Genomic DNA, 23,811 nt, shown 5'->3' with positions numbered 1-23,811 from the left:
CACGGGCTAGGTTAGCGGCATGACACACAAGCTCGATCTTCCAGAGATCATCCCCGTCTTTCCGCTGCCCGGTGCGCTCTTGCTGCCGCGCTCGCGTCTACCGTTGCATCTATTCGAGCCTCGCTATCTGGCGATGCTTGAGGATGCGTTGAAAACTCCGGGTCGGCTGATCGGAATGATCCAGCCGAACCGGGTCCCGGGTCGCGCGGGCGGCACCGGCCTGCATGCAATTGGCTGCGTTGGACGTGTGACGCAATTCTCGGAAACCGAGGATGGGCGCTATATGATCACTCTGACAGGGCTGTCGCGGTTTCGCGTCCTCGAAGAGGTTGAGGGCTTTACACCCTATCGTCGGGCGCGCGTGTCGTGGACTGGCTTTGAGCGTGATTTGGGGCCGGTCGACAGTGATCCCGGCTTTGACCGCCGCGCATTCCTTAGGCTTCTGGCGCGGTATTTCGAGGCCCGCGAGCTTCAAACAGACTGGGATTCGCTGAAAGAGGCCGAGGATGAGTTGTTGGTCAATTCGCTCTCGATGCTGTTGGGCTTTGAGCCGGAGGACAAGCAAGCCTTGCTTGAGGCGCCATCGCTGAGCACGCGGCGCGAGACGCTGATCACGCTTATCGAATATGTGCTGCGCGGCGGCGATAACGAGGACATCATGCAGTGACCGAAGACACACCGCCCCCCCGGCCTTTGACCGGCGCATGCTTGAGGCGCTGATCTGCCCACAGACCCATGTTACGCTCGAGTATGACGCGGCAGCGCAGGAATTGATCAGCCGCCGAGCCAGTCTTGCCTTTCCGATCCGAAACGGCATTCCGGTTATGCTGATCGACGAGGCACGCAGGCTGGATTAATTTCCCCGCGTGGCGGTCAACTCAAAGCGCATATCGACCCCAAAACCCAAGGACTTTTCGTCCGTCACCCCGTTGCCGATGTTGAAATTTCGGCGATCGAGGGCAAGCGTACCCATTGCCATGGCGCTATCGCCGGTGATGGTCAGGTCAAAGGGCATCTCGACGGGCACAGATTGGTCCCGGATGGTCAGCGTGCCGCGCGCCACAGGGCCTGTTTCACCAGACATCAAATCAGCGGCAAAAATCGCAGTCGGGAATTCTGCGGTGTTGAAGAAATCTGCTCCCATCGCCTGTTGTGTGACCGAGCCAAGCGAGAGAGAGGCGATGCTGACAGTCACCGTAACATCGCCGTGTTTGCCATCTGCGTCCGGGGTTTCGGAATAGGCGATTTCGGCCGTCCATTCCTCAAAGCTGCCGGTCACGGCTGAGCCCATTTGTTGCACTGTCACTTGCAATTGGCCGCTTTCGACCTGCCAGTCACTCTCGACCGCCGCAAGTGTGGTCGGGCCGGTTTGTGTTGTGTCGAACCAGCCAAGCGCTGTCGCGCCCCCAAGTGTACCAAGCCAAACCGCCACGGCGGCAACCATGGGCAGCACAGGGTTGGGTTGCCGCGCGGTGGGAATCGCATCCATACGCCCCGGCAACATCCGGCGCAGTGTCGCATCACCATCCAGCAGGTGATGTTTGAGAGCGCCGCCCACATGCGCCGCAATCGTACCCACCAAGACCAGCACAAACACAAAATGCAAGGTTGAGGCCAGGTCGGACAGGGCCTCAGACTTGGGCACCAATGGCAGGTTTTGCCCCAATGGCCACCAGATCGGTGCAAAACCTGAGGTTGCAGCGTGATGCACCCAGCCTGAAAGCGGCACCAGCACCAGCGAGCCATAGAGCAACCAATGCGCGGTTTCCGCTGCCCAGGCCTCGAGTCCGCGATCCCCGTTGAGCAATCCGGGTTTGGGCTGCGACATGGCCCAAAGAATACGGGCCAGCGCCACAAAGAAAATTGCGACCCCGAGTGTTTTGTGAAGTGAAAACAGGAAAGTAGCCTGCGCGATCAACGGTTCAGTTGGGGACGCTGCCACCGCCTCGGCGACCTTGGTCGCATACCAGCCCAGTGGCAGGTTTGACAGGATCAAGAGCGCCGTGAGCCAGTGAAAGCCCTTGGCGATACTGCCGTAGCTGGTGGCGGAATTGGTGCGTTGCATCGCGAATGTCCTCATGGTTGTGGCGTCACTCTAGCGGCATATGTCACGGGCGCAATCGCCGCCCACGCACAGGGCCTCTGCGTCTTTGCGTGTCTATCTAGCCCCGTTTAAAACCTGAGCAAACTCGGGTGAAATTGGGCAAATACGTTGCCTTGGCCTGCGTGCCGATGTATCGGGAGGCACTTTTCAAGGGAGGGGCAGGCCATGAGCCGAGCATTCGTATTTCCGGGGCAGGGCGCGCAGGTGATCGGCATGGGCGCGGATTTGGCCGCCAACTATCCGGCGGCGCGCGCGGTGTTCGATGAGGTGGATGAGGCGCTTGGGCAAAAGCTCTCGGCGTTGATCTGGGAGGGCGCGCAAGACGAGCTGACCCTGACCGAAAATGCGCAACCGGCGCTGATGGCCACCTCTATTGCCGCGCTGCGGGCGCTTGAGGCAGAAGGTGTGAACCTTGCTTCGGCGGCATCCCATGTGGCGGGGCATTCTTTGGGGGAATATTCCGCCCTAGCGGCGGCGGGGGCGATCAGCGTGGCGGATACAGCGCGCCTTCTGCGCATCAGAGGGCAGGCGATGCAACAGGCGGTGCCTGTTGGCGTCGGCGCAATGGCGGCCTTGTTGGGGCTTGATTTTGAAACTGCCCGCGCCGTGGCGCAAGAGGCCGCGCAAGGCGAGGTTTGCCAAGCCGCGAATGACAACGATCCGGCACAGGTGGTGGTCTCAGGCCACAAGAGCGCGGTAGAGCGTGCGGTGGAACTGGCCAAGGCGCGCGGGGCCAAACGGGCCATGCTCTTGCCGGTAAGTGCGCCCTTTCATTGCGCGTTGATGGCACCGGCTGCCGATGTGATGGCAAAAGCCCTTTCTGAGGTCACAATTCATGCGCCGGCTGTGCCGCTCGTGGCCAACGTGCGCGCGCAAGCAGTGACAGATCCGGCGGAGATCCGCGCGCTCTTGGTTGAGCAAGTTACGGGCTCTGTCCGTTGGCGCGAGTCAGTGCAATACATGGAGGTGCAGGGCGTCACCGAAATTTGGGAAATCGGCGCGGGCAAAGCGCTCTCGGGTATGGTGCGCCGCATCGCGCGTGACCTCAGCTGCCGCACCATCGGAGCGCCGGATGAAGTCACAGCGGCAGCGGCCAGCCTGACCGAGAAGTGAGCCGCGTATCGTTTACCAAGGAAGGACAGAACATGTTTGATCTGACAGGGAAATCTGCGCTTGTCACGGGCGCTTCAGGTGGCATTGGCGCGGCGATTGCCCGTGCTCTGCATGGCGCGGGTGCGACCGTCGGGCTGAGTGGCACGCGGGTAGAACCGCTGGAGGCTCTGGCTGCGGAACTGGGCAGCCGCGCGCATGTCCTCCCTTGCAACCTTGGGGATGCAGAGGCAGTTGAGGCGCTTGCAAAAGAGGCCGTTGGTGCATTGGGCGGGCTCGACATTCTTGTGAACAATGCTGGCATCACCCGTGATCAACTCTTCATGCGGATGTCTGACAAGGACTGGCACGATGTGCTGGATGTAAATCTGACGTCCGCGATGCGCCTCTGCCGGGGGGCTGTGCGGCCAATGATGAAGGCGCGTTGGGGCCGGATCATCAACATCGGCTCGATCGTAGGGGCGAGCGGGAACCTCGGTCAGGCCAATTATTCCGCCGCCAAAGCGGGGCTTGTGGGGATGACCAAATCCATCGCCGCAGAGGTGGCCAGCCGGGGTATTACTGCGAATGTGGTGGCCCCTGGATTTATCGCCACGCCGATGACAGATAAGCTGAGCGACGATCAGAAGGCGGGGCTAAACGCCCAAATCCCGATGGCCCGCATGGGCACAGCCGAGGAAATCGCCGCCGCCGTTCTCTATCTTGCCAGCCCCGAGGCCGGCTATGTCACGGGGGCTACATTGCATGTGAATGGGGGCATGTCGATGTACTGAGCCGCGGCTTGATCGCTGTGGCGGTTTTGGGCTGAGTGAAAGCATTTGCCATTGCCCGCGCATATGCTATAGGCCACCGAGATTAGCCGGAGGGATATGCGGATTCTCCCGGTGGCCTTGGTATTAAGGCAGTCGAGAACCGCCCACTGGGGCAAAATCATCGCCACTTCCCGGGCTGGGCGGGGGCAGACAACGGGCAAACCAGCCCAAGACAAAACGAGGAACAAGACATGAGCGATATCGCAGACCGCGTTAAGAAGATCGTTGTGGAACACCTGGGTGTCGAAGAGGACAAGGTCGTCGACAAAGCCTCTTTCATCGACGATCTCGGCGCGGACAGTCTCGACACCGTCGAACTGGTCATGGCATTCGAAGAAGAATTTGGCATTGAGATCCCCGACGATGCGGCGGATACAATCCAGACCTTTGGCGACGCGGTCAAGTTCATCACCGAAGCGTCCTGATATCGCCCCCGCGCGACAGGCGAAAGCCCTGCCATCCGGCAGGGCTTTTTGCGTTTCAGGCGAGGCGTATCACAATTGCGTGTGCCTGACGCGCAATCTGGTGTCTTACAGGCACCGTGACGGTGCCATGAGACCTGATTAACACGTCGTTGATACATCCCCTTCCGACCGCTTTGGCCCATCGCTTTGGCCACGAGCATCCGCATGCGGCGCGCAACAGGAAAGGGATATCCATGAACAAGGCAATCACCGACGGCATCGTTTTCATGCCGCCCCCCTTTGCAAACGGTCTGGACCAGTGGTCGCGCGGCGATGGGCGACCGGGGTCTGACACCTATGCCAATGCGGCCGACGCGGCCTTTGTCCCCGCCGATCAGGATTTTGGTGGGGCGCTGGAATTGCAAAAGACCGAGGCTGTGCAGCGTTTGCGCTCGATGGGCGAAACGCCGATCCTACCGGGTTGCTACCTGCAAATCCGAGCGCGGATCAAGGCGATTGCTGGCAATCTGCCGAGTGTGCGCATCGCGGCCTTTGCCGGTGGGGCAGGGGGTGCCGCCCTGCCCGGGGTGACGGTGACCGGGCCGCAGGTCGCGTTGACCACCTATGGCGCGGTTGTCGAGGTGACGGCCATTGTAGGCACGGGCACGCGCACCGGCGTGGATATGCCTTGGGGGCGCGCTGCTATTTTCGGCCATTTCGGTCTTGATCTGAGCGGGCCAAGCGGTGGCGTGGTACGCATTGACGACATCACCATCGAGGATGTCAGCCGCTTTTTCCTGCGCGATATCCTCAGCACGGTCGATGTGCGTGATTACGGCGCGATTGGCGATGGGGTGACGGATGATCATGCCGCTTTCGAGGCCGCTGACACTGCGGCGCAGGGCCGCGAGATCATCGTGCCCGCAGGCCAATATTTCCTTGGGCAAAGCACCACGATCCAGAACCGCATCCGGTTCGAGGGCACGCTCGTGATGCCGGATGCGGCCATTCTGGCATTGACCAAAAACTATGATCTGCCCGCTTATATTGATGCGTTTGGCGATAGCGAACTGGCCTTTAAAAAGGCCTATCAGGCGCTTTTGAACAATCCCGATCACGTCACGCTTGATCTGGCTGGGCGCAAGGTGGTTCTGCGCGGGCCGGTTGATATGGCTGCGGCGGTGAACAACCGCTCTACCTATAACCAGCGCCACGTCATCCAGAATGGCCAGTTCACGATCCGGGGCGGCCCGGCTTGGGCGACCGATGTTGTGACCTCGCAGGCCAGCTATGACATCGCGAACCCCCTCCGCCTGACCAATGTGATTGACGTGGCCAATATCCCCGTGGGCGCGCTGATTGAGGGCAATGGTGTGGGCCGCGAGGTTTACGTCAGCGCCAAGAACGTGGCGGCACAGCGGCTCGACATCAGTCAGCCGCTTTTTGACGCGGCGGGCACGCAGGTCTTTACCTTCCGGCGGTTCAAATACCTGCTGGATTTCAGCGGTTTTGACGATGTCTCGCGCATGGTGTTCTCAGAAGTGGATTTCCAGTGCACGGGGGATTGCAGTGGCGTGCTCTTGCCGCCGCAGGGCTCTGCCAATCATTTCCGTGACTGTTTCTTTACCCGTCCCAAGGATCGCGGCATCACCAGCCACGGCGAGGGCGATCAAGGGATGATGATCGACCGCTGCCAGTTCATTTCGGACGAAGGGCCGCTGTTGTCGACCGAGCGGCGCAGCATCGCGTTCAATGCCAATGCCAATGACCTCAAGATCCGCGATAATCGCAGCGTTCTGTTTCGACATTTCGCCGTGCTTGCGGGTAGCAGTTCCCTGATCTCTGGCAATCACGTGTTTCAGGGGGATACTTCGCAAGGCGGCGCGCGCGTCGCGGGTTTTGTGCTGACGCGGATCAACAATCGCGGCAGTGTCAGCGGCAATTACATCGACAACTGCTTTATCGAATGGGTGAACGAGCATGATGCCGAGCCCGAATTCGCAAGCGAGTTTTCGTTCAGCGCGCTCAGCATCACCGACAATGTTTTTCTGGCCGGCAATATGGCCCCTTGGTTCACCTATATCGTGGTCAAGCCGCACGGCGCGGGGCATTTTCTTGACGGGGTGACCGTCACTGGCAACACGTTCCGCACTATTGGCACCATTACCCGGGTCGAGATGGTTGACACGAGTTTTGCCGATCTCAACTATGATCGGGTGCGCAATGTCACCTTTGCCAACAACAGCTTTCACAACATCAATATCCCTGTCGCCAGTCCGCTGGTGATGCAGCACGCTGAGGAAAGTGCCACTGCCACTTGGGAGGTCGAGCCTGCGCCACGCTTGCCGTTCGGCGCTTGGGCGCAGACGGTTGAGGCGGTCATTCCTGCCGGTCCTCTGCGTAATGCAGCGAATGCGGTGGTGTACGCGGCCCCCTATTTCGAGGCGCAGCAAGGGCCGAACCGGGATCGGATCAACCTGCGTTGGCCCAGCCCGGTTTCGGGATCGGTGGTGCTGCGTATCCGGATCGACGATCCGCTCTGACAGGTTCTTTGGGCCTCTGATGGGCTGTTAGAATGACCGCCAGAGGCCCAGCTTGACCCCCCGTTCGCCACCATCTGTCAAGGGCAGGATTAGCCCGAATTCCAGGTGCGCGCCGGGCTTGGTCGCATGCACATAGGAGGGTGCGAAACGCACGTAGGTCTGGCCCTTCGCGGGCTGTCCGGTTTGGATCTGCGCGATCACCTTGCCGCGCGCAGTGATATCAAGACCAAGGGTGATATCGCTTTCGAGCGTCATCTGCCCCCCGCTAAACATCACTGCCCGCCCGTCAAACGCCGCCCAACCGTGCCGCCCCCAGAGTGTCAGCCCCCGCCCAAGCGACACTCCGGGACGCAGTGCGCGTTGCTCAGCTACTTCGCCCAAGCCCAATTCGACCGCGATCTTGACCTTTCGCGCCGGGCGTCCAACGGGCCAGCGGGCAAAGACGATGGTCTTGGTCATTTGCAGCGCGTCGCCGCCCAGATCAACGCCCAGCGTCAACCGCTCTGTCGCGCCATATTCGGCATAGAGTGTAAAGCTCTGCCGTGCGAGGCCGGTTTCGTCGGGCGCATCGAGCTGTCCCGTTGCCGCGATAAAGGTTTGCCCTTTGGCGCGCGGCCACGCGCCCGCCTCTGCCATGCTGACGAGCCATGGCAGTATCAGCACTGCAAAGAGCGGGCGTAATTGCATCGTCACCTCCGCATTAACCTTCATTAAAAAGGGTAAAGCGCAGGTTAAGATGGGCCGGGAATTTACCGGGCAGGGGGCGCGTGCTAGGCTGGCCCCCAAAAGGAGGTTTCCCATGCCCCATATCACCACCGACACCGACCATCAGACCGTGCTCACCACCTTTGAGGTGACGCCGGGCACCTGCCAGGATCTGATGGATTTGCTGACCGCCGCATATAGTGACTTTATCTCGCAACAACCGGGATTCATTGCTGCGGGTCTGCATGTCAACGATGCCCAAACCCGTATCGCCAATTACTCGCAATGGCGCGCGCGCTCTGATTTTCAGGCGATGCTACGCAGTGATGAGATGCGCGCCCGCAATCGCGAAATCAGTGCACTCTGCAAAGGGTTCGAGCCGGTCATGTATGACGTGGTGGCAACCTTCGGATGACGCAAGACAACAGGCCGACCGACGAGTTGACACGCGAGGTGGCAGCCCTGCGCCGCGAATTGCAGACGCTGAATGCGCATCGCTTTATCCGTGTCCACAATTCCGTGCCGCGCATGTTGGCCTTCAGCTTGGTGCGGGGGCTTGCCGCCGGGCTTGGCACGGTGCTGGGGGCAACGGTGCTTTTATCGGTGATGATCTGGGCCCTCAGCCAGATCGAGTTTTTGCCGATCATTGGCGATTGGGCGGCACAAATTGCGGCGCAGGTGCGCGACATGCAGAACTAAACCGGGCCTGATCTGGATCATGGCAGAGCGCTGTCCCCTAGGGGATGATGGGCCTATCCAATAGAAAAGGACAGCTCATGTATGCACATATTCTGGTTCCCGTATCCTTTGATCAAGACCGCGATTCGAATGCAGCGCTACGTGCCGCGCGGCTTTTGGCGGGAGAGACGGGCCGCATCAGCCTCTTGCATGTGATCGAGCAGGTGCCGGGCTATGCAATTTCTTATCTGCCCCAAGGCTATGTGAACGAGGCGCGCAAGGCAATCGAGGTTGAACTGGCCGAAATCGCCGCCTCTCTGCCCAATGCCTCTGCCCATGTGGTAGAGGGGCATTCGGGGCGCACTATCCTTGACTGGGCCGAGGCCCACACTCCCGACTGTATCGTGATTGCCAGCCATCGGCCCGGTATGCAGGATCTTTTGCTGGGTTCTACTGCTGCGAAGGTGGTGCGCCATGCGGCGTGTGCGGTGCATGTAATCCGCTGAGTGGTGGGATGTTTGCGCTCTGGGTTGCACCGTCAGCGGTGCGACCCCACATGCCACACAAGGCAACAAAAGGAGAGCGCCCATGCAATGTCCAATCGACGGCACGCAACTGGTTCTGGCGGAACGCGCCGGGGTCGAGATCGACTATTGTCCACAGTGCCGGGGTGTCTGGTTGGACCGGGGCGAGTTGGACAAGATCATTGATCGCTCCGCCTCGGCGCCTGCGACTGCGGCACCAGCGTACGAGTCGCGCGACCAAGACGATCGCGGACAACGCCCCCGCAAAAAGCGTGGCGGCTTTCTTGAGGATCTCTTCGACTTCTGACGCGCGCCCTTGAAGCGCCAAGATGTTGGGGCTATGCGCAAGAATGGTAAAAATCCTGACGGCCCTGATGACGCTTGCAATCGGCGTTACAACTCTGATGCCCTCCACTGGGGGGCACTCACCGCTTCTTGGGCTGGATAAGTTGGCGCATCTTGTGGCGTTTGCCGCTTTGGTTATTCCGATCACGATGGCGCACCCGCGGAGTTGGGCGCTGATTTGGCTTGTGGCTTTGTCTTATGGCGGCCTGATCGAGATTGTTCAGCCGCATTTCGGACGCGGAGCGGAATGGGCGGATTTCGTGGCGGACGGGCTGGGTGCCGCGATGGGAATCGCCTTGGCGCTTATACTGCGTCGACGTTTACCCGCCTTTCGGCAGTAGTACTCTTGCAGTACGTGCAAAAAGAACCCTTTTAAGTCATCTTTTTTTTCCTGCGCTCTGCAAAAGTTGACCTCGATCAAGTTTCACCATTTGGAAGCCGCCTAGGGTCGACACAGGCCCAATGTGTGGTGTTCGTTTTGCAAGTGTCATGAGTGGTTCGGGTGTGGGTATCGCGAACGAGGGTCTTGCCCTGAAAATGATTTTTATAAAGAGAACGCCATGATCACGACCCGCCGCCGTTTCCTCAGTATTACTGCTGCCGCTCTTGCGGCCCCCTCTGCCGCCATGGCTGCGCAAACTGCGCATTGGCAGGGTCGCGCCATGGGCGCACCGGCTCGCCTTGCCATTGCGGGTCTTTCCCCTGACGCGGCGCGCCCAGTCTTTGCGGCCATTGAGGCCGAGTTGGAGCGTCTTGAACAGATATTCAGCCTCTTTCGCCCCGACAGTTCCTTGAGCTGGCTCAACCGCTCTGGTCGTTTGGTCGCGCCCCCGCCCGAATTGCTCGACGTGCTGCTATTGGCGGACCGACTGCACCACGCATCGGGCGGTGTGTTTGATCCCACGGTTCTGCCTCTGCTTGAGGTCGGCACATTTGGACACGCGCGCGCCAAGGTTTTTGGGTTGATTGGCTGGGACAAGGTTTACATTGACCCGCGCGAAATCTGTTTTGCCAAGACAGGCATGGCGCTGACGCTGAATGGTATCGCTCAGGGCTATATCAACGACAAGATCGCCGACCTCATGCGTGCCCGTGGCTTGACGGATGTGATGCTTGATATTGGGGAATTGCAGGGTATTGGCCAGTGTCCCTTGCACAGGCCGTGGCAGGCGCGGATCTTTGCCACGGACGGGGCCTATGAGGATCACATCGTTCTGCGCAACCGGGCTGTGTCTACAACGCGACCGTTTGGCGGGCTTCGCCCCGGTGGGGGGGATCACGTTGTCTGCCCCGACGGGCATACGCCTTTTCACTCCATCGTCACAGTCTCAGCACCCAGAGCTGCTGTTGCGGATGGCCTGTCGACCGCGCTTGCGCTCATCCCGCGCGAAGAGACCCTTGCGGTCGTGGCGCAATTTCCGGGCGCACGCATCGAAATGATCCGCTGAGGCGGCTGTTGCGGGCTGTCAGGGTCTGTTGGTCACATGGTCAAGCCTTGTTTCGGGCTTGTTGATCGCACAGATCCTGACATGCAGCACAGGCCCGGATCGGCGTTGCGCCTTTGTGGTTCGATGGGTATCTTAGGTGCCAGTTTACCGGAACCAAAGGGCGGGTATTGACAATCAAGGTGCATCCCTTTGGCGATTATGCGCACCGTCAGCCCTTGGCCTATGATCCCATTCGCCGGGCCTGCGCGCCCGCGATCACCGTCACGGATACGTTTGATGCGGCGGATATCATTCTGCTTGCCCATACCAAGGACCTCGATCGCCATGCCGAGGCGTTAGCGCCACGACTGGCGGCGCATCAGCGCCTTGTGCTCTTGTCAGAAGAACCACTTTGGGATTGTGTCTGGGCCAAAGATCCGCTCACCCCTGCGCAGGTCGTTGAGACTGAAGCGGGGCCTTTGCCCTATGTTTTCCTCAACCATGTGACATCCGATATCTATGAATTTGAGCGGATTCCCTACTTCCTTTTGACGGATTACGCCTATCCTACGCGCTATGGGTGTTGGTTCGCGGAAAACGCGCGTCTGTCACAAGAGGATTGGACGGCTCGGTTCGCTGCAGCAAAATGGGATATGGCCTTTGTCGCCGAATACCGGGACGAGCCGCGCTTTGATGCGGCCTTTCCTGAGGCCGGGTTTTACGGCCTGGGGCGTTGGCGGACACGGCTGGCATTGGCCTGCACCGGCGAGCGGCTGTTGCGGATGGGGGCCGGGTGGAATGTGCTGCCGCGCAGGCAGACCCTGCCGGATTGGCATCTTGAGAAATACCTTGATCTGCGCGGTCGCTGCGCCGTGCTTTCGGCGGTCGAGAACACCTATCACCGGTCCTATATCACGGAAAAGCTGTTCGACAGCCTCGCGATTGGCGCTGTGCCGCTCTATGTCGCGGGGGCGGATCACCGGGTTCATGACCTGCTGCCGCAGGGGGCATTTGTCAACCTCCACGGTCTGACGCCAGAGGCGGCGGCAGAGCGGATAGCCGGGTTTACAGCCGATCCACAGACCTTGTCCGCCTATTGCGAGGCGCAGGCGCGGATGGCGGCGCTGTTCAACACGCCATCCCTGCTTTGTGCCGAATACGAGCGCTTGGCGCAGGCGTTGATGCGCAACCTTGCTGCGTTGATCTGATCCGGCATCATTTTCCGCGCGTGAGCAGGCGCCGTAAGGGGGCTGTAATGCGCCAACTGCGCGAGGCCAGAACAGCGTTTAGATGCGCCTGCGCTTGGTTCAATTCTGCCTCAAGTGTTTGGACCCTCTGCGCACAGGCGGCGGTTTCTGCCTCTTGCTGTTGGCGTTCGGCATAGGCATGCTCCAGCGCGCGTTGCACCTGATGCAACTGTGCCAACAGGATTTGCTCGCCCGGTGTTGCCTGCGGGTTGGGGTCGGTATGCCGCGTCGTGTTCATGGCCTCTCCTGCAGATACCTCGCGATCTTATGCCGCTCGAATGGTGGCGTCCATTGTCGTGAGCGGCCCCTTGGCCAGTCGGCTTGCGAATCGCCGCGGACTGCCGCAGGGGATAGACCATGACACACACCGTAACCCTTGATGATTTTACAGGCGTCTGGACGCTCGAGCGGGTCATTCAACATGAGGATGGCGCTTCGGCTCGGTTCAGCGGGCGCGCCGTCTGGAAACCGGACCCCAAAGGTTTGGCCTATCATGAGACCGGCGAGATGGTGCTGGAGACAGGCGCACGGTTTCTGGCTGAGCGGCGCTATTTGTGGTCCGTGGATCTGTCCGTCTGGTTCGAGGATGGGCGGTTTTTTCACACAGTGCCGGCTCAGGGCGGGCCGACCGCGCATTGGTGTGATCCGGATCAGTATGACGGGCATTACGATTTTGCGGATTGGCCCGCCTTTACGGTCACGTGGCATGTGCGCGGCCCGCGCAAGGATTACCGGATGGAGACGCGCTATCATCGTTCAGACGATTTTGCGGATGCGGCGGCGCGGGCGCTTGGCTAAGTTTGCGGTATGACAGAGATTCTTCAGACCCGATTGCCCTATGATCCCGAGGCCGCGCATGCCCTGCCGGGTATTTCCCCGCTCTTGATGGCCGACTGGTTGCAGGTCGATGAGGCCTTTGCCGGTCAGATGGCAGAGCGTGCCCGTCTTTTGTCCGAGCAGCGCGCCGAGGTTCTGGCGGTCACAGACGGGGCGGGTCCTGCGGCGGACGAGCTTTTGCAATTTGTGCTGGATTGGTTGCAGGAATACGGCCAAGGCTATGGTGTTTCTGAAAATCAGGTACAGCGCCCCGATGGTGTCATTGTGCCGATTGATCGCACTGATCCCATGGGGACTTTGGGGCATCTGGTGCAAGAGGACCTTTGCCTCATGGAGCGGCGGGGCGACGAGCATGTTTTGACCGCCGCAGTTCTGTGCTTTCCGGCAAGCTGGCACCTTGCGGACAAGATTGGTCGGCCCCTGACGACCATTCACGTGCCGGTCAAGACCTATGATGAGGCTCTTGCGCGCCGGGTGCAGCGGCTCTTTGATGGGGTGCAGGAGGGGCGGCCGCTTTGGCGGTTCAATGCCTTGCGCTATGCTGATCCAACGTTGCATCAGCCCCGATCGAGGGTGCAACCGAGCGCAGAGGCTGCGTATCCCTATTTGCGCAGTGAACGCCAATGCGTCTTGCGCCTGCCACAAACGCGGGCCTGCGTGTTTTCGATCCATACCTACGTTTTGGCGCGCAAGGACGGCTGCTGAGCCGGTCTTTGGGATGCCAGATCAGCTCAAGAGCGGCTGTGCCTCCCGTAGGGTGGTATAGGCCAAAAGTGCTGCGCCAAGCGGCGGCACATGCAAAAAGAGCGTAAGGCCAAAGGTGACAATCGTCAGCCGCATTGGCAAAGAGGCCTCTGGCACCGCCAATCGTGCGTCCACCGCATCCTCGGGGATGGGATGTTTGGGCCGCGCGCTGCTCTGGCCTCTATGCTCTTGACGGCGGGGTTTGGATTGTCGCGGGGCCGGGGTTGGGCGGCGATGCTGCGTGGCCTCATTGGCGCAACCGGACAGCAGCTCGAATGTCATGTCGAGCAGCGCGCTGCTGATGGGGCGGTTCGCGGCACCGTGCAGGACCGCGTCAAACGGCAGATAGCCGCGCACCCGTTCGACAAGACGCCGGGTGAGCATCTCATAGGCTTCTGGATCAAGCGTGATGTTGCGCTTGGCGTTGCGCGGCCCCACGGCCAGCACCAGATAACTGGGCTGGTCAAAGCCTTGGGCTGGAAGCCAGCCAAGTGCTATGCGCACTGCGTCCCGATCAATCAGCGCGATATCTTCGCCATCCCATGTCAGGCGGCGCAACTGCGGCGCAAGACGCTGAGACGCGATGTCAAACTCCTCGACAATGTCGGGAAAGTCCATTTCTGGAGGATCGAAAAACTCCAGCGCGGCGATCTGACCGTAATTCTGTCTGCTCATTTCATGCCCCGTTCTTGAGAGGGTTCAGATGAAACCGGACATACTTGGCACGTTTACTGTAGGAGAGGGCGGACGATTGTGCGTCAGCCCCCGTCGATTTGCGCGGCCATCAGGGCAATCGCTTTTTGATAGACCCCGGCGGCGTTCCATTGCTGGATCACGGCGAAATTCGGTTGGCCTTCCTGATAGCCCTGTCCGGGTTGCCAGCCCTTTTGGCGCAGGAAGTTCGCGGTTGACGCAAGCGCGTCAGTCAGATTGTAGAAATCCACCCGCCCGTCGCCATTGGCATCAACCCCGTAGTTTAGGGCATTGCCCGGCAAGAACTGGGTATGCCCCAACTCGCCGTGTTTTGCCCCCTTGGTCTGGGCGGTGATTGCGCCACGATCCACCAACTTCAGCGCGCCAACGGCATGGGGCCGAAAGAAATCAGAGCGGCGGCAATCATAGGTCAGTGTGACGATGGCCGAAACAACGGCACTATCCCCCATGAACCCACCAAAGCCGGTTTCCATGCCGTGAATAGCAAGGAGCACCCCGGCTGGGACGCCATATTGACGCTCTAACGCGTCGTAAAAGGCGGCATCCTGTGCGCGCCGCTTGCGACCTTGGGCCACAATGGTGGGAGCCCCGCGAACCTGCATGAATTTCTCAAGACTGTACTTGAAGCTTTTTTGGTTGCGGTCCGCCGCAATGGTGCTGCTGGCATATTGCGCCCCGGCCAAGGCCTCGAGCCCTCTTGGGCCAACGCCCTCGGCGGCAGCCTCCTTGGCAAAGGCGGCCTTCCAATTTGAGAAGCCGTCCGCACTGTTGCCACAGGGCGCGGCGAGGGCGCTCGTGGCCAGCAGGCTGAAACCAAGAGCCATGGTGAGTGGCTGAAGGGGGCGCATCATGGTCGTGAACATTACAATCTCCCGTGAAATAGCTTTCGATTGAAGTGTAACGCGCCACGCGCGCGCCACAAGTGCGCCTCTGCGGGGAATTTTCCGGTCGAGGTCATCCCAATAGGTCCTGCATGGCCTGCAGAGCTTGGGCTGTCGCGCCATTGACCTGCAGGGTGAGGAACAAGCCGGTCATCGCCGCCGTCTGAGAGGCGAGACGCAAGTTCTCGCCGCGCATGAGGTTGACAATGGCGAGCGCGGCAGCAACCGGAAGAGCAAAGAGCCCCAGCGTGATCGTCAATATCCAGACGCTCAGGCGTAGGGGGGCTGTGCTCTCGCGGATGCTGTCAGTTTGTATTGTGGCGGCGGGCGTTGTTTCAAGACTATCGCGAAAAACCGCACGCAACGCGCCAGTTACATGATCCTCCGGAGCGGCGTCGCTCTCTGAGACATAGCGTGCATGCAGCGCTTGATGCGTAAGTTCGATGTCTGGCAAGCGACAACGCGCTGCTGCGGCTTTGGGGTGCGGCACGATTTCAGCTTGTGGTGCTGCTGGCTCATACTCGTCCTGAAAGGTGACAGCCTCGAGAAACTCGGCATGACTGAGCAGGGCCAGCGGGTGAATCCATTGCACAAAGTCCGGGGCGAGCGTGCTGTGGAGCGCCCGCAGAACATGTGCCATGACCGACAGCGCCAATTGGGTTTGGGGCGGTGCCTCTGGATCGGTTTGCAAGAGGCTCAGCGCGAGAAAGTGCTCAGCGGGCTGAGACAAAGCGCTAAGCTTGTGGTCTTGCTGGATTTCAATCCGCAGAACAAAATGATCAGAAGTCAGGTTTGCCTCGCAATCAGAAAGAATACGCAAGCCTGTTGTCTGCTCATCTAGCCAGTCAAGGACCATGCTGATCCGGTTGCCGATCCTGACGATGTCGAAGTTTCTCGTACCGAGAAATACTAGCCCTGCCGTTACCCTATGAGTGGAATTGGCCATGGGAGGTTCCATTATCTGCGTTGTGAGTGATCTATCTATGACAACCGAAGGTGGAGCCGATTTGTTTCAAATGAGGATTAATTTGGGCAATTCGTCAAAAATGCTGAGATTGATGCCAAACACGCAACGGTGAAGGGCATAAAAAAAGGGCACCCCGAATGGGATGCCCAGAATTTACAATCACAAGCTGTGCAATCAGCAGCTGTAATACATGCCGAATTCGACAGGGTGCGGTGTGTGCTCGTATTTGTGGACTTCGTCCATCTTGAGCGCGATGTAGGCCTCGATCTGGTCTTTGGTGAACACGTCGCCTGCCAGCAGGAAATCGTGATCAGCGGCCAGACAATCCAATGCTTCGCGCAGAGAACCACAGACGGTCGGGATGTCTTTCAGCTCTTCGGCGGGCAGGTCATAAAGGTTCTTGTCCATGGCTTCGCCGGGATCAATCTTGGATTTGATACCGTCGAGGCCAGCCATGAGCAGAGCGGAAAACGCCAGATAGGGGTTTGCGCTCGGATCGGGGAAACGGGCCTCTACACGCTTGGCCTTGGGGCTTTCGGTCCACGGAATACGGACGCAACCCGAACGGTTGCGGGCCGAATAGGCGCGCAGAACGGGGGCCTCGAAACCGGGGATCAACCGCTTGTAGCTGTTGGTGCCGGGGTTGGTGAAGGCGTTCAGCGTCTTGGCATGCTTGAGAATGCCACCGATGAAATACAGCGCCTCTTGGCTGAGGTCGGCATATTTGTCACCGGCAAAAAGCGGCTTGCCGTCTTTCCAGATCGACATGTTCACATGCATGCCCGACCCGTTGTCGCCATAGATCGGCTTGGGCATGAAGGTGGCGGATTTGCCATAGGCATGCGCCACGTTGTGAATGATGTATTTGTATTTCTGAATCTCGTCGGCCTGCTTGGTCAGCGTGCCGAAAATCAGACCCAGTTCGTGCTGGCAGCTTGCGACTTCATGGTGGTGCTTATCCACCTTCATGCCAATCCGCTTCATGGTCGAGAGCATTTCGGCGCGCAGGTCTTGGGCGTCGTCGATCGGGTTTACCGGGAAATACCCGCCCTTGAGGCCCGGACGATGGCCGGTGTTGCCCATCTCGTATTCGGTGTCACTGTTCCAAGACGCGTCAACAGCGTCTACCTGATACGAGACTTTGTTGATGGTGTTCGAGAAGCGCACGTCGTCAAAGATGAAGAATTCAGCTTCGGGGCCAAAATAGGCCACATCGCCGATACCGGACGACTTGAGATATGCCTCGGCTTTTTCTGCCGTGCCGCGCGGATCGCGATCGTAGGATTCGCCGGTGTCGGGTTCAACAACCGAGCAATGGATGCAAAGTGTCTTTTCCGCGTAGAACGGATCGACATATGCACTCTCGGTGTCGGGCATCAGCTTCATGTCGGAAGCCTCGATCGACTTCCAGCCAGAGATCGACGATCCGTCGAACATAAAGCCTTCTTCGAGGAAATCCTCATCGACCAGGTCCGCGACCACGGTCACATGCTGAAGTTTACCGCGCACGTCGGTGAACCGGATATCGACGTAGTCAACATCCTCATCCTTGATCAGCTTGAGAACTGCGTCTTTGCTCATTCTCTTGTCCTTTTCTTGTTAGGGTAGATTTCAGAGCGCGTCCGAACCGGACTCACCGGTGCGGATGCGAATGGCTTGCTCGACGGGGCTGACGAAAATCTTGCCGTCGCCAATCTTGTCGGTTTTGGCCGCGTCGATGATCGCTGCAATGGCCGCGTCCACCTGATCGTCATCGAGCACGACGTCAATTTTCACCTTGGGAAGAAAATCGACCACGTATTCGGCACCACGATACAGTTCGGTATGGCCCTTTTGACGACCAAAGCCCTTGACCTCGATCACTGAGAGGCCCTGAATGCCAGCTTCCTGAAGCGCCTCTTTCACCTCGTCGAGTTTGAAGGGTTTGATAATCGCTTCGATCTTTTTCATCGGCTCGGCCTCTCGCGGTTACGTTCGGAACGTGCAGACCACTTCTCAGCAGGAGGCTCAATCGGTTAAGCTGGATTTTGCAGCGCCCCGGACGGGTTCAAAGAAGTAATTGCCTAACTTTTATGCAAAATGCCGAAAAAAGCATCGAAAATAAAACGCAGAGGGGCCCGGTATGCTAGAAATTCTGACAGCCACTGAAATGCGCGCACGGGAACAGGTGGCCATCGAGTCGGGCGGAGTAACTGGGCTTGATCTAATGGAGCGCGCGGGACGTGCCGTGGTCGACGCGGTGTTCGCTGAATGGCCGGAACTTGCGCAAACGCCACAAACTGCGGCGGTTCTGTGCGGACCGGGCAACAATGGCGGCGACGGTTTTGTCATCGCGCGGCTTTTGAAGGCGTGGGGCTGGGAGGTGGGTGTCTACCTTTATGGTGATCCGGAGCGGCTGCCACCGGATGCGCGGATCAACCATGATCGGTGGTGCGCCATGGGATCTGTGCATGATCTTGCGCAGGCCTCTGTCGAGGGGCTCAAGGTCGCGTTGATGGTCGATGCGCTGTTCGGCACCGGTCTGCGACGACCGCTAGAGGGCGTGGCGCAGCAAGGCTTGAACCAAGTGGCTGCACATGTTGTGGCCGTGGATCTGCCCTCTGGGCTGTGCAGCGACAGTGGGCGGGTGTTGGGCACGGTTTCAAACGCGGTCCGGGCGGCGCTTACGGTTACGTTTCACGCGCCCAAGCTGGGCCATGTGCTGGCGGATGGGCCTGCGGTCTGTGGTCGGGTCATGGTGGCAGACATTGGTCTTGCGGCGCAGGCCGAGGGCGCGGTCAGGCTGGTCGCGCCCCCGGACGCGCAAAGCCTTACCAAGGCAGAAACAGCACATAAATTTGGCCATGGTCATGCGCTGATCCTGACGGGTGGTGCGGGCACGACCGGCGCGGCGCGGTTGGCTGCGCGCGCGGCGCTTCGCATTGGGGCAGGGGTGGTGACCCTTGGCGTGCCTCCCTCGGCACAGATGGAAGTGGCTGCCCAAATCACCGCGCTGATGTTGCGCCGGATTGAAGATGGCCAAACTTTGCACGCCGCGCTGACGGACAAGCGCATCACTGCGCTCTGCTCGGGGCCAGGAATGGGCACAGCGCGGGCGCGCGACTTGGTGCCGGTGGTGCTGCGCCATGAAAGCGCCCCGCGCGTGGTTCTTGATGCCGATGCGCTGACCGCTTTTGCCGATGCCCCTGAGACTCTCTTTGGCTTGCTGCACGAGGGCTGTGTTTTGACGCCGCATGGTGGCGAATTCGCGCGGCTCTTTCCCGATATTGCCGCGCGTTTGGCCGCGCCTGCCACGCAAGGCCCTGCCTATTCCAAGGTTGAGGCCACCCGAGAGGCCGCCAAGCGGGCGGGCTGTGTCGTCCTTTTGAAAGGGGCCGATACCGTGATTGCTGCGCCAGACGGCGCCTGCGCCATTCATGCGGCGGCCTATGGGCGTGCAGCGCCATGGCTGGCCACGGCCGGCGCGGGCGATGTGCTGGCGGGGTTTATCGCCGGGTTGCTGGCCCGTGGGTTTCCCCCGATGCAGGCCGCCGAAACAGCGGCGTGGCTACATGGCGAATGTGCGCGCTGCTTTGGCCCCGGCCTGATTGCCGAGGACCTACCCGAGGTCCTGCCCAAAGTGCTGCGCGCGTTGCCGGATCAGGCCGCGCGGGCGTCAAGCCGCATGTCGGCGTTGCTGGCCAATTCCAACCCGTCGACATAAAGGATGTGAGGGGCTGCGAAATCGAGGCTGAAGAGCGTCATTTCCTGCGCCGCCTCAAGCGTCACAAACTCGCCATCCACCAGCCGTGTCGCGGGCACGAGCGCCTGAGTGTCGCCAAAGAGCGCCTTGGCGCGCCAGTCGCGCACAAGCAAAAGCTGGCCAGCAGGCAGGGTCACATCCCGTTCGGGCCGGGTATGCCCGAGCGTGCCCGCCATGATCCGCACCGCCGCCGTGCGCAGCCTGTGCCGAGCAATGCCACGCAAGACCGCCGTGCCGCTATCGCGGGTGATCACACGATCCCCGACATTCAAATCGGTAACGCGCCGCTCGCCGTCGAGGGTGAGAATGATGCTGTCGGCCAACAGGCCGCATGTGTCCACAGGTGGAAAGACGGCCAATCCGCCATCTGACCGCCCGACCGTTTTCGGTTTCATGGCGTGTCTCGCTTGTTTTCTGCCTCAGATTACATCCAGAATATGGCAAGATTGGGTTTATGTCCTGCTTTTTTTCGTCATGATCCTGTCAAGCCAAGCTGAATTTTCCTCTCGCATCCGGCGAGACGCTTTGCTAGACACCGCGCCAGCGGCCTGAAAGGGCGCGCGACGGATGCGGGTGTGGCGAAATTGGTAGACGCACCAGATTTAGGTTCTGGCGCCGCAAGGCGTGGGGGTTCAAGTCCCTCCACCCGCACCAACAGACCGGCGAAATCAGGCCGGATTCCCCTTGCACGTTGGCGGGGGCCTCAATAGAACACGCGTGATTTTGACCGCCGCGGACGCCTCCGCGGCCCGATGCATATGAGAGGACGAAAATGCAGGTCACCGAGACCCTGAACGAAGGGCTGAAGCGCGGCTACAAGATGATCTTGTCAGCCAAGGATCTGGACGAGAAGGTAAACGCCAAGCTCAAGGAGGCCCAGCCGGATATCGAGATCAAGGGGTTCCGCAAGGGCAAGGTGCCGCTGCCGCTCTTGAAAAAGCAGTTTGGCCAGCGCGTGCTGGGCGAAGCTATGCAAGAAAGCGTCGATGACGCGATGAAGGCGCATTTCGAAGCCAAGGGCGAGCGCCCGGCGTTCGAACCTGATGTCAAAATGGCCAATCAAGACTGGAAAGAGGGCGACGATGTTGAAATCGTCCTGAGCTACGAGGCTCTGCCCGCGATTCCCGATGTCGACCTCAAGTCACTGAAGCTGGAGCGTCTGGTCGCCAAAGCCGATGATGCCGCCGTTGATGAGGCGCTCAAGAACCTTGCGGAGAATGCGCAGGATTTCAAGGATCGCAAAAAAGGCTCCAAATCCAAAGACGGCGATCAGGTCGTGATCGACTTTGTTGGCAAGGTCGATGGCGAAGCCTTTGACGGCGGCAGCGCCGAAGATTATCCGCTGGTCATTGGCTCGGGCAGCTTTATCCCCGGCTTTGAAGAGCAGCTGGTGGGCGTCAAGGTTGAAGAGGTCAAGGCTGTGACCGTGACCTTCCCCGAGGCCTATCAGGCCGCGCATTTGGCGGGTAAAGAGGCCGTGTTCGATTGCACTGTCAAAGCAGTGAAAGAGCCTGTCGCCGCTGAGATCAACGACGAGTTGGCGCAAAAATACGGTGCCGAAGACTTGGCCGCGCTCAAAACTCAGATCTCCGAGCGTCTTGAGATGGAATATGCTGGGGCAGCACGTGCGATCCTCAAGCGTCATGTTCTGGATCAGTTGGACGAGAAGGTCAGCTTTGACTTGCCGCCAAGCATGGTGGACGCCGAAGCCAAGCAGATCGCGCATCAGCTTTGGCATGAGGAAAACCCTGACGTGCAGGGCCATGATCACCCCGAGATCGACGTGACCGAAGAGCATACCAAGCTTGCAGAGCGGCGTGTCCGTCTTGGTCTCTTGCTCGCAGAGTTGGGGCAGAAGGCTGAAGTGCAGGTCTCGGATGCGGAAATGACGCAAGCGGTTATGAACCAGGCGCGCCAATATCCGGGCCACGAGCGGGAGTTCTTTGAATTCGTGCAGAAGAACCCGCAAATGCGTCAGCAGCTGCGCGCGCCCATCTTCGAAGACAAGGTCATCGACTATGTGGTCGAACTGGCTGAGGTGACGGATAAAGAGCTGTCCAAAGAAGAGCTTGAGAAAGCCATCGAAGCGATGAACGACGAGTAATCGCCAGACACGTTCTAGAAAAAAATGAAGGGCCGCCCCGGGGAGAAGTGGGGCGGCCCTCTTCGTTCTAGCGCAAGTGACGTAGACGACAGTGCCGGTCGTCAGTCAGGATCGCGCGCCCCTGGGGGTCAGGCACGTTGATCCATGCGCGAACGAATCTTGTCCTCAAGAGCGGCCTTGAGCCGCAGAGCGGCAATCCGCTCTTTTTCCGAGGTTGCCGAGGCAATTTGCTCATCGCAATATTGCTCGAGTGGTGTTTTCGGTGTGACGTGGCCTGCAATCGCTGGCAGTGCGAGCGCCGCGTCATCGCTGATAAAAACGTCTCCCTCAACTCCGCCAAAGGCGCGGATGCGGTCGATTCGCTCGTCCGTGCAATCCAGCAATGCCGCGAGGGCGGGCACTTTACCCATATCGGCAGTCTTGCCGACATAGTCATAGGGCGCGTTGCCTGAGCGTTTCAGGACCCGGTCCATCACCGGATCAATCACGGTCACAATGTCCGAAACACCCGCACGTTTTGCCGCTTCGAGTGAGGCGATCATCAGTTCGCAGGTCGCGTAAGAGACCGAGTTGCGATCACGTCCGCGTCCGAGGCGACGTGTGTCGACGCAGAAGCGAGTGGATTCCCAAAGGGTTGCGCTGCGCAATGGCGGCTCGCCATCAAGGATATCGGCAAAGACATCGGCCAGCATGTGCGGACCAGTGGTCTGCAGCGCGCGCACGCAGGATACGACATTTCCTTCATCGTCGAGACCCACGGCGTAGGCCGGGTTCAGGTCATCGAACAGATCGCGCTCGCGACCATCCTTCACTTCAACCTGCCAACCGAGTCGATCCCCAAAGACTCGTGCGCGCAGTTTGAACATCTCATCCAGCACATGGCTGAACCTGTCCTTATTGATGGCATCAATTACCAAAATCATCGTTGCGTCTCCCCAAAAGTGGCGTGTCCCGTGTGAGTGGTGTATTCGGCAATCTTGAGGTTAGTAAATTCCACGAAGTATACCATTGGGGAAATCCCGTAGCGGTGCGCACGAACACGCACCAAAGTGTGAAAAAATGTTTGGAAATGAAGGTAATGCTACGCCTTTGATGAAAGGCGGGACCGCGTTCAACGCGGATAGATCAAACCGAGGTTGATCGCACGCCCAATTGCCTGCGGAGTTGTCAGCGCATTGAGCTTTTGGCGCGCAGACCGCAGGTGCACTTCGACTGTGCGGTGCGAGATCGACAGGATATCGCCGATGTCCTGTTGGGATTTGCCCGCTGCTGTCCATTGCAGGATTTCAATCTCGCGGGTCGAGAGAGAAGGGGTGTTCAGCATCCGGGTTAGGGGATCGGACTGAATCACCATGTCATGCATATGCACAGCCGCTGCCTGAAGGTTACCGATGATCCCCGAGATCAACAGTTGCCATTCGCGTTCAGAACAATCGCGATTGATGCTGAGGCCGCCGACATCACCATAGGGGCCATGAATGGGAATCGTTAGCCCTCTATCCGATATCCCGAAATCACGAGCCGCCTGAAAAATGGTTTGAAACTCGGCCCCCCGTTCCAGCCTGTTCCAGTCAACCGGCGCGATACTGTGGCGCGCCTTGAGCAGGGTGGGGTCAATCTCGTAGTACTTGTGCTGGAGATAGTGAGAGGTCCAATCCGCGCCATAGGTCATATGCCCATGTGATTGCCCACTGATCGGATTCATTCCGGCATAGGCCACATGATCAAGCTCGAACCTGTTGCGCAGATCGTCAAGAAACTGCCTGAAGGGGTCGACCTGGATCATTTACGGTGCCCTCTTCGTCAGGTTGGGCGGACTGTTCGGTAGGGGAATGGAGATGAACAACATGCCCGTTCTACACTTGGGGCAAGCACTTTCATGGCTTTTCCCAAGGGACATTTTTTCAACACACAGGTGCTGCC

General features: G+C 59.4%; 28 protein-coding genes and 1 tRNA gene. 18 read left to right on the top strand and 11 right to left on the bottom strand.

Annotation, left to right across the window (positions count from 1 at the left end; all coding sequences use genetic code 11):
• Positions 1–19: 19 nt before the first annotated feature.
• Together ACLGGT_RS19355 and ACLGGT_RS19350 are read left to right on the top strand one after the other, a co-directional pair.
• Positions 20–667, top strand: coding sequence for an LON peptidase substrate-binding domain-containing protein (locus tag ACLGGT_RS19355; protein ID WP_081506425.1), 648 nt, complete (start codon positions 20–22; stop codon positions 665–667).
• Between the two features lie 37 nt (positions 668–704).
• On the top strand, positions 705–857 hold the full coding sequence (locus ACLGGT_RS19350; protein ID WP_081508537.1) for a Trm112 family protein: 153 nt from the start codon (positions 705–707) through the stop codon (positions 855–857).
• Here the strand turns inward: ACLGGT_RS19350 and ACLGGT_RS19345 are convergent.
• Positions 854–2,065, bottom strand: coding sequence for a cytochrome b/b6 domain-containing protein (locus ACLGGT_RS19345; RefSeq protein ID WP_437197284.1), 1,212 nt, complete (start codon positions 2,063–2,065; stop codon positions 854–856). The two genes, ACLGGT_RS19350 and ACLGGT_RS19345, sit on opposite strands and share 4 nt — an antisense overlap.
• Positions 2,066–2,269: 204 nt before the next feature.
• On the opposite strand from ACLGGT_RS19345, the gene fabD reads away from it, so the two are divergent.
• The 4 genes from fabD (at position 2,270) to ACLGGT_RS19325 (ending at position 6,973) form a co-directional block, all read left to right on the top strand.
• Positions 2,270–3,217, top strand: coding sequence for an ACP S-malonyltransferase (gene fabD, locus ACLGGT_RS19340; RefSeq protein WP_437197283.1), 948 nt, complete (start codon positions 2,270–2,272; stop codon positions 3,215–3,217).
• A 32-nt stretch (positions 3,218–3,249) separates the two neighbouring features.
• Positions 3,250–3,987, top strand: coding sequence for a 3-oxoacyl-[acyl-carrier-protein] reductase (gene fabG / locus ACLGGT_RS19335; protein WP_008282322.1), 738 nt, complete (start codon positions 3,250–3,252; stop codon positions 3,985–3,987).
• Between the two features lie 230 nt (positions 3,988–4,217).
• Positions 4,218–4,451, top strand: a complete 234-nt coding sequence (locus ACLGGT_RS19330) for an acyl carrier protein (RefSeq protein ID WP_008282321.1) — start codon at positions 4,218–4,220, stop codon at positions 4,449–4,451.
• 233 nt (positions 4,452–4,684) lie between these two features.
• The gene (locus ACLGGT_RS19325; RefSeq protein ID WP_437197282.1) at positions 4,685–6,973 is read left to right on the top strand and encodes a glycosyl hydrolase family 28-related protein; all 2,289 of its coding nucleotides are present in this window, start codon (positions 4,685–4,687) and stop codon (positions 6,971–6,973) included.
• 27 nt (positions 6,974–7,000) lie between these two features.
• On the opposite strand, the gene ACLGGT_RS19320 is transcribed toward ACLGGT_RS19325, so the two are convergent.
• The gene (locus ACLGGT_RS19320) at positions 7,001–7,660 is read right to left on the bottom strand and encodes a hypothetical protein (RefSeq protein WP_437197281.1); all 660 of its coding nucleotides are present in this window, start codon (positions 7,658–7,660) and stop codon (positions 7,001–7,003) included.
• Positions 7,661–7,772: 112 nt separating this feature from the next.
• Here ACLGGT_RS19320 and ACLGGT_RS19315 point away from each other — a divergent pair, with 112 nt between their 5' ends.
• From ACLGGT_RS19315 to ACLGGT_RS19285, 7 genes are all read left to right on the top strand, one after another.
• Positions 7,773–8,093: an antibiotic biosynthesis monooxygenase family protein gene (locus tag ACLGGT_RS19315; RefSeq protein ID WP_437197280.1), complete on the top strand. Its 321-nt coding sequence runs from the start codon at positions 7,773–7,775 to the stop codon at positions 8,091–8,093.
• Positions 8,090–8,377: a DUF5665 domain-containing protein gene (locus ACLGGT_RS19310; RefSeq protein ID WP_008282317.1), complete on the top strand. Its 288-nt coding sequence runs from the start codon at positions 8,090–8,092 to the stop codon at positions 8,375–8,377. Before ACLGGT_RS19315 ends, ACLGGT_RS19310 begins: the two co-directional genes overlap by 4 nt.
• A gap of 77 nt (positions 8,378–8,454) precedes the next feature.
• The gene (locus ACLGGT_RS19305) at positions 8,455–8,862 is read left to right on the top strand and encodes a universal stress protein (protein ID WP_081506419.1); all 408 of its coding nucleotides are present in this window, start codon (positions 8,455–8,457) and stop codon (positions 8,860–8,862) included.
• Between the two features lie 82 nt (positions 8,863–8,944).
• Positions 8,945–9,187: a zf-TFIIB domain-containing protein gene (locus ACLGGT_RS19300; RefSeq protein ID WP_008282315.1), complete on the top strand. Its 243-nt coding sequence runs from the start codon at positions 8,945–8,947 to the stop codon at positions 9,185–9,187.
• Between the two features lie 67 nt (positions 9,188–9,254).
• A complete protein-coding gene (locus tag ACLGGT_RS19295) occupies positions 9,255–9,566 on the top strand; it encodes a VanZ family protein (protein ID WP_254700149.1) in 312 nt (103 codons plus the stop codon).
• Positions 9,567–9,785: 219 nt separating this feature from the next.
• A complete protein-coding gene (locus ACLGGT_RS19290) occupies positions 9,786–10,673 on the top strand; it encodes an FAD:protein FMN transferase (RefSeq protein WP_151979057.1) in 888 nt (295 codons plus the stop codon).
• A 167-nt stretch (positions 10,674–10,840) separates the two neighbouring features.
• Complete coding sequence (locus tag ACLGGT_RS19285; protein ID WP_437197279.1) at positions 10,841–11,860, top strand: glycosyltransferase family 10 domain-containing protein; 1,020 nt, start codon at positions 10,841–10,843, stop codon at positions 11,858–11,860.
• Positions 11,861–11,867: 7 nt separating this feature from the next.
• On the opposite strand, the gene ACLGGT_RS19280 is transcribed toward ACLGGT_RS19285, so the two are convergent.
• Positions 11,868–12,137, bottom strand: a complete 270-nt coding sequence (locus ACLGGT_RS19280; protein WP_437197278.1) for a hypothetical protein — start codon at positions 12,135–12,137, stop codon at positions 11,868–11,870.
• Positions 12,138–12,256: 119 nt separating this feature from the next.
• Between ACLGGT_RS19280 and ACLGGT_RS19275 the strand changes: the two genes are divergently transcribed.
• Positions 12,257–12,697, top strand: coding sequence for a DUF6314 family protein (locus ACLGGT_RS19275; protein ID WP_437197277.1), 441 nt, complete (start codon positions 12,257–12,259; stop codon positions 12,695–12,697).
• A gap of 9 nt (positions 12,698–12,706) precedes the next feature.
• Positions 12,707–13,441, top strand: coding sequence for a heme-dependent oxidative N-demethylase family protein (locus ACLGGT_RS19270; RefSeq protein WP_437197276.1), 735 nt, complete (start codon positions 12,707–12,709; stop codon positions 13,439–13,441).
• A 21-nt stretch (positions 13,442–13,462) separates the two neighbouring features.
• On the opposite strand, the gene ACLGGT_RS19265 is transcribed toward ACLGGT_RS19270, so the two are convergent.
• From ACLGGT_RS19265 to ACLGGT_RS19245, 5 genes are all read right to left on the bottom strand, one after another.
• Positions 13,463–14,155, bottom strand: a complete 693-nt coding sequence (locus ACLGGT_RS19265; RefSeq protein WP_081506411.1) for a hypothetical protein — start codon at positions 14,153–14,155, stop codon at positions 13,463–13,465.
• Between the two features lie 83 nt (positions 14,156–14,238).
• Positions 14,239–15,042 (bottom strand): lytic murein transglycosylase, encoded by an 804-nt coding sequence (locus ACLGGT_RS19260; RefSeq protein ID WP_037298573.1) that lies wholly within the window; start codon positions 15,040–15,042, stop codon positions 14,239–14,241.
• A 106-nt stretch (positions 15,043–15,148) separates the two neighbouring features.
• Positions 15,149–16,021, bottom strand: coding sequence for a hypothetical protein (locus ACLGGT_RS19255; RefSeq protein WP_437197275.1), 873 nt, complete (start codon positions 16,019–16,021; stop codon positions 15,149–15,151).
• A 195-nt stretch (positions 16,022–16,216) separates the two neighbouring features.
• A complete protein-coding gene (glnA, locus tag ACLGGT_RS19250; protein WP_008282304.1) occupies positions 16,217–17,623 on the bottom strand; it encodes a type I glutamate--ammonia ligase in 1,407 nt (468 codons plus the stop codon).
• Between the two features lie 30 nt (positions 17,624–17,653).
• Positions 17,654–17,992, bottom strand: a complete 339-nt coding sequence (locus ACLGGT_RS19245) for a P-II family nitrogen regulator (protein ID WP_008282302.1) — start codon at positions 17,990–17,992, stop codon at positions 17,654–17,656.
• A gap of 172 nt (positions 17,993–18,164) precedes the next feature.
• Here ACLGGT_RS19245 and ACLGGT_RS19240 point away from each other — a divergent pair, with 172 nt between their 5' ends.
• A complete protein-coding gene (locus tag ACLGGT_RS19240) occupies positions 18,165–19,745 on the top strand; it encodes an NAD(P)H-hydrate dehydratase (RefSeq protein WP_437197274.1) in 1,581 nt (526 codons plus the stop codon).
• On the opposite strand, the gene ACLGGT_RS19235 is transcribed toward ACLGGT_RS19240, so the two are convergent.
• Positions 19,682–20,179, bottom strand: coding sequence for a Hint domain-containing protein (locus tag ACLGGT_RS19235; RefSeq protein ID WP_437197273.1), 498 nt, complete (start codon positions 20,177–20,179; stop codon positions 19,682–19,684). The two genes, ACLGGT_RS19240 and ACLGGT_RS19235, sit on opposite strands and share 64 nt — an antisense overlap.
• A 174-nt stretch (positions 20,180–20,353) precedes the next feature.
• Here ACLGGT_RS19235 and ACLGGT_RS19230 point away from each other — a divergent pair.
• Together ACLGGT_RS19230 and tig are read left to right on the top strand one after the other, a co-directional pair.
• A tRNA-Leu gene (locus ACLGGT_RS19230) sits at positions 20,354–20,438 on the top strand.
• Positions 20,439–20,556: 118 nt separating this feature from the next.
• Positions 20,557–21,888, top strand: a complete 1,332-nt coding sequence (tig, locus tag ACLGGT_RS19225; protein ID WP_081506406.1) for a trigger factor — start codon at positions 20,557–20,559, stop codon at positions 21,886–21,888.
• A gap of 128 nt (positions 21,889–22,016) precedes the next feature.
• Here tig and ACLGGT_RS19220 read toward each other — a convergent pair whose 3' ends face one another.
• Positions 22,017–22,811, bottom strand: a complete 795-nt coding sequence (locus ACLGGT_RS19220) for an acyl-homoserine-lactone synthase (RefSeq protein ID WP_081506405.1) — start codon at positions 22,809–22,811, stop codon at positions 22,017–22,019.
• Between the two features lie 188 nt (positions 22,812–22,999).
• A complete protein-coding gene (locus ACLGGT_RS19215) occupies positions 23,000–23,674 on the bottom strand; it encodes a LuxR family transcriptional regulator (RefSeq protein WP_008282295.1) in 675 nt (224 codons plus the stop codon).
• Positions 23,675–23,811 lie beyond the last annotated feature (137 nt).

The sequence above is a fragment of the Roseovarius sp. MS2 genome (assembly GCF_051447875.1).
Taxonomy (GTDB): Bacteria; Pseudomonadota; Alphaproteobacteria; order Rhodobacterales; family Rhodobacteraceae; genus Roseovarius; species Roseovarius mucosus_A.
Note: the sequence above shows the minus strand (reverse complement) of the source record. Positions and strands in the feature narration are given on the sequence as shown.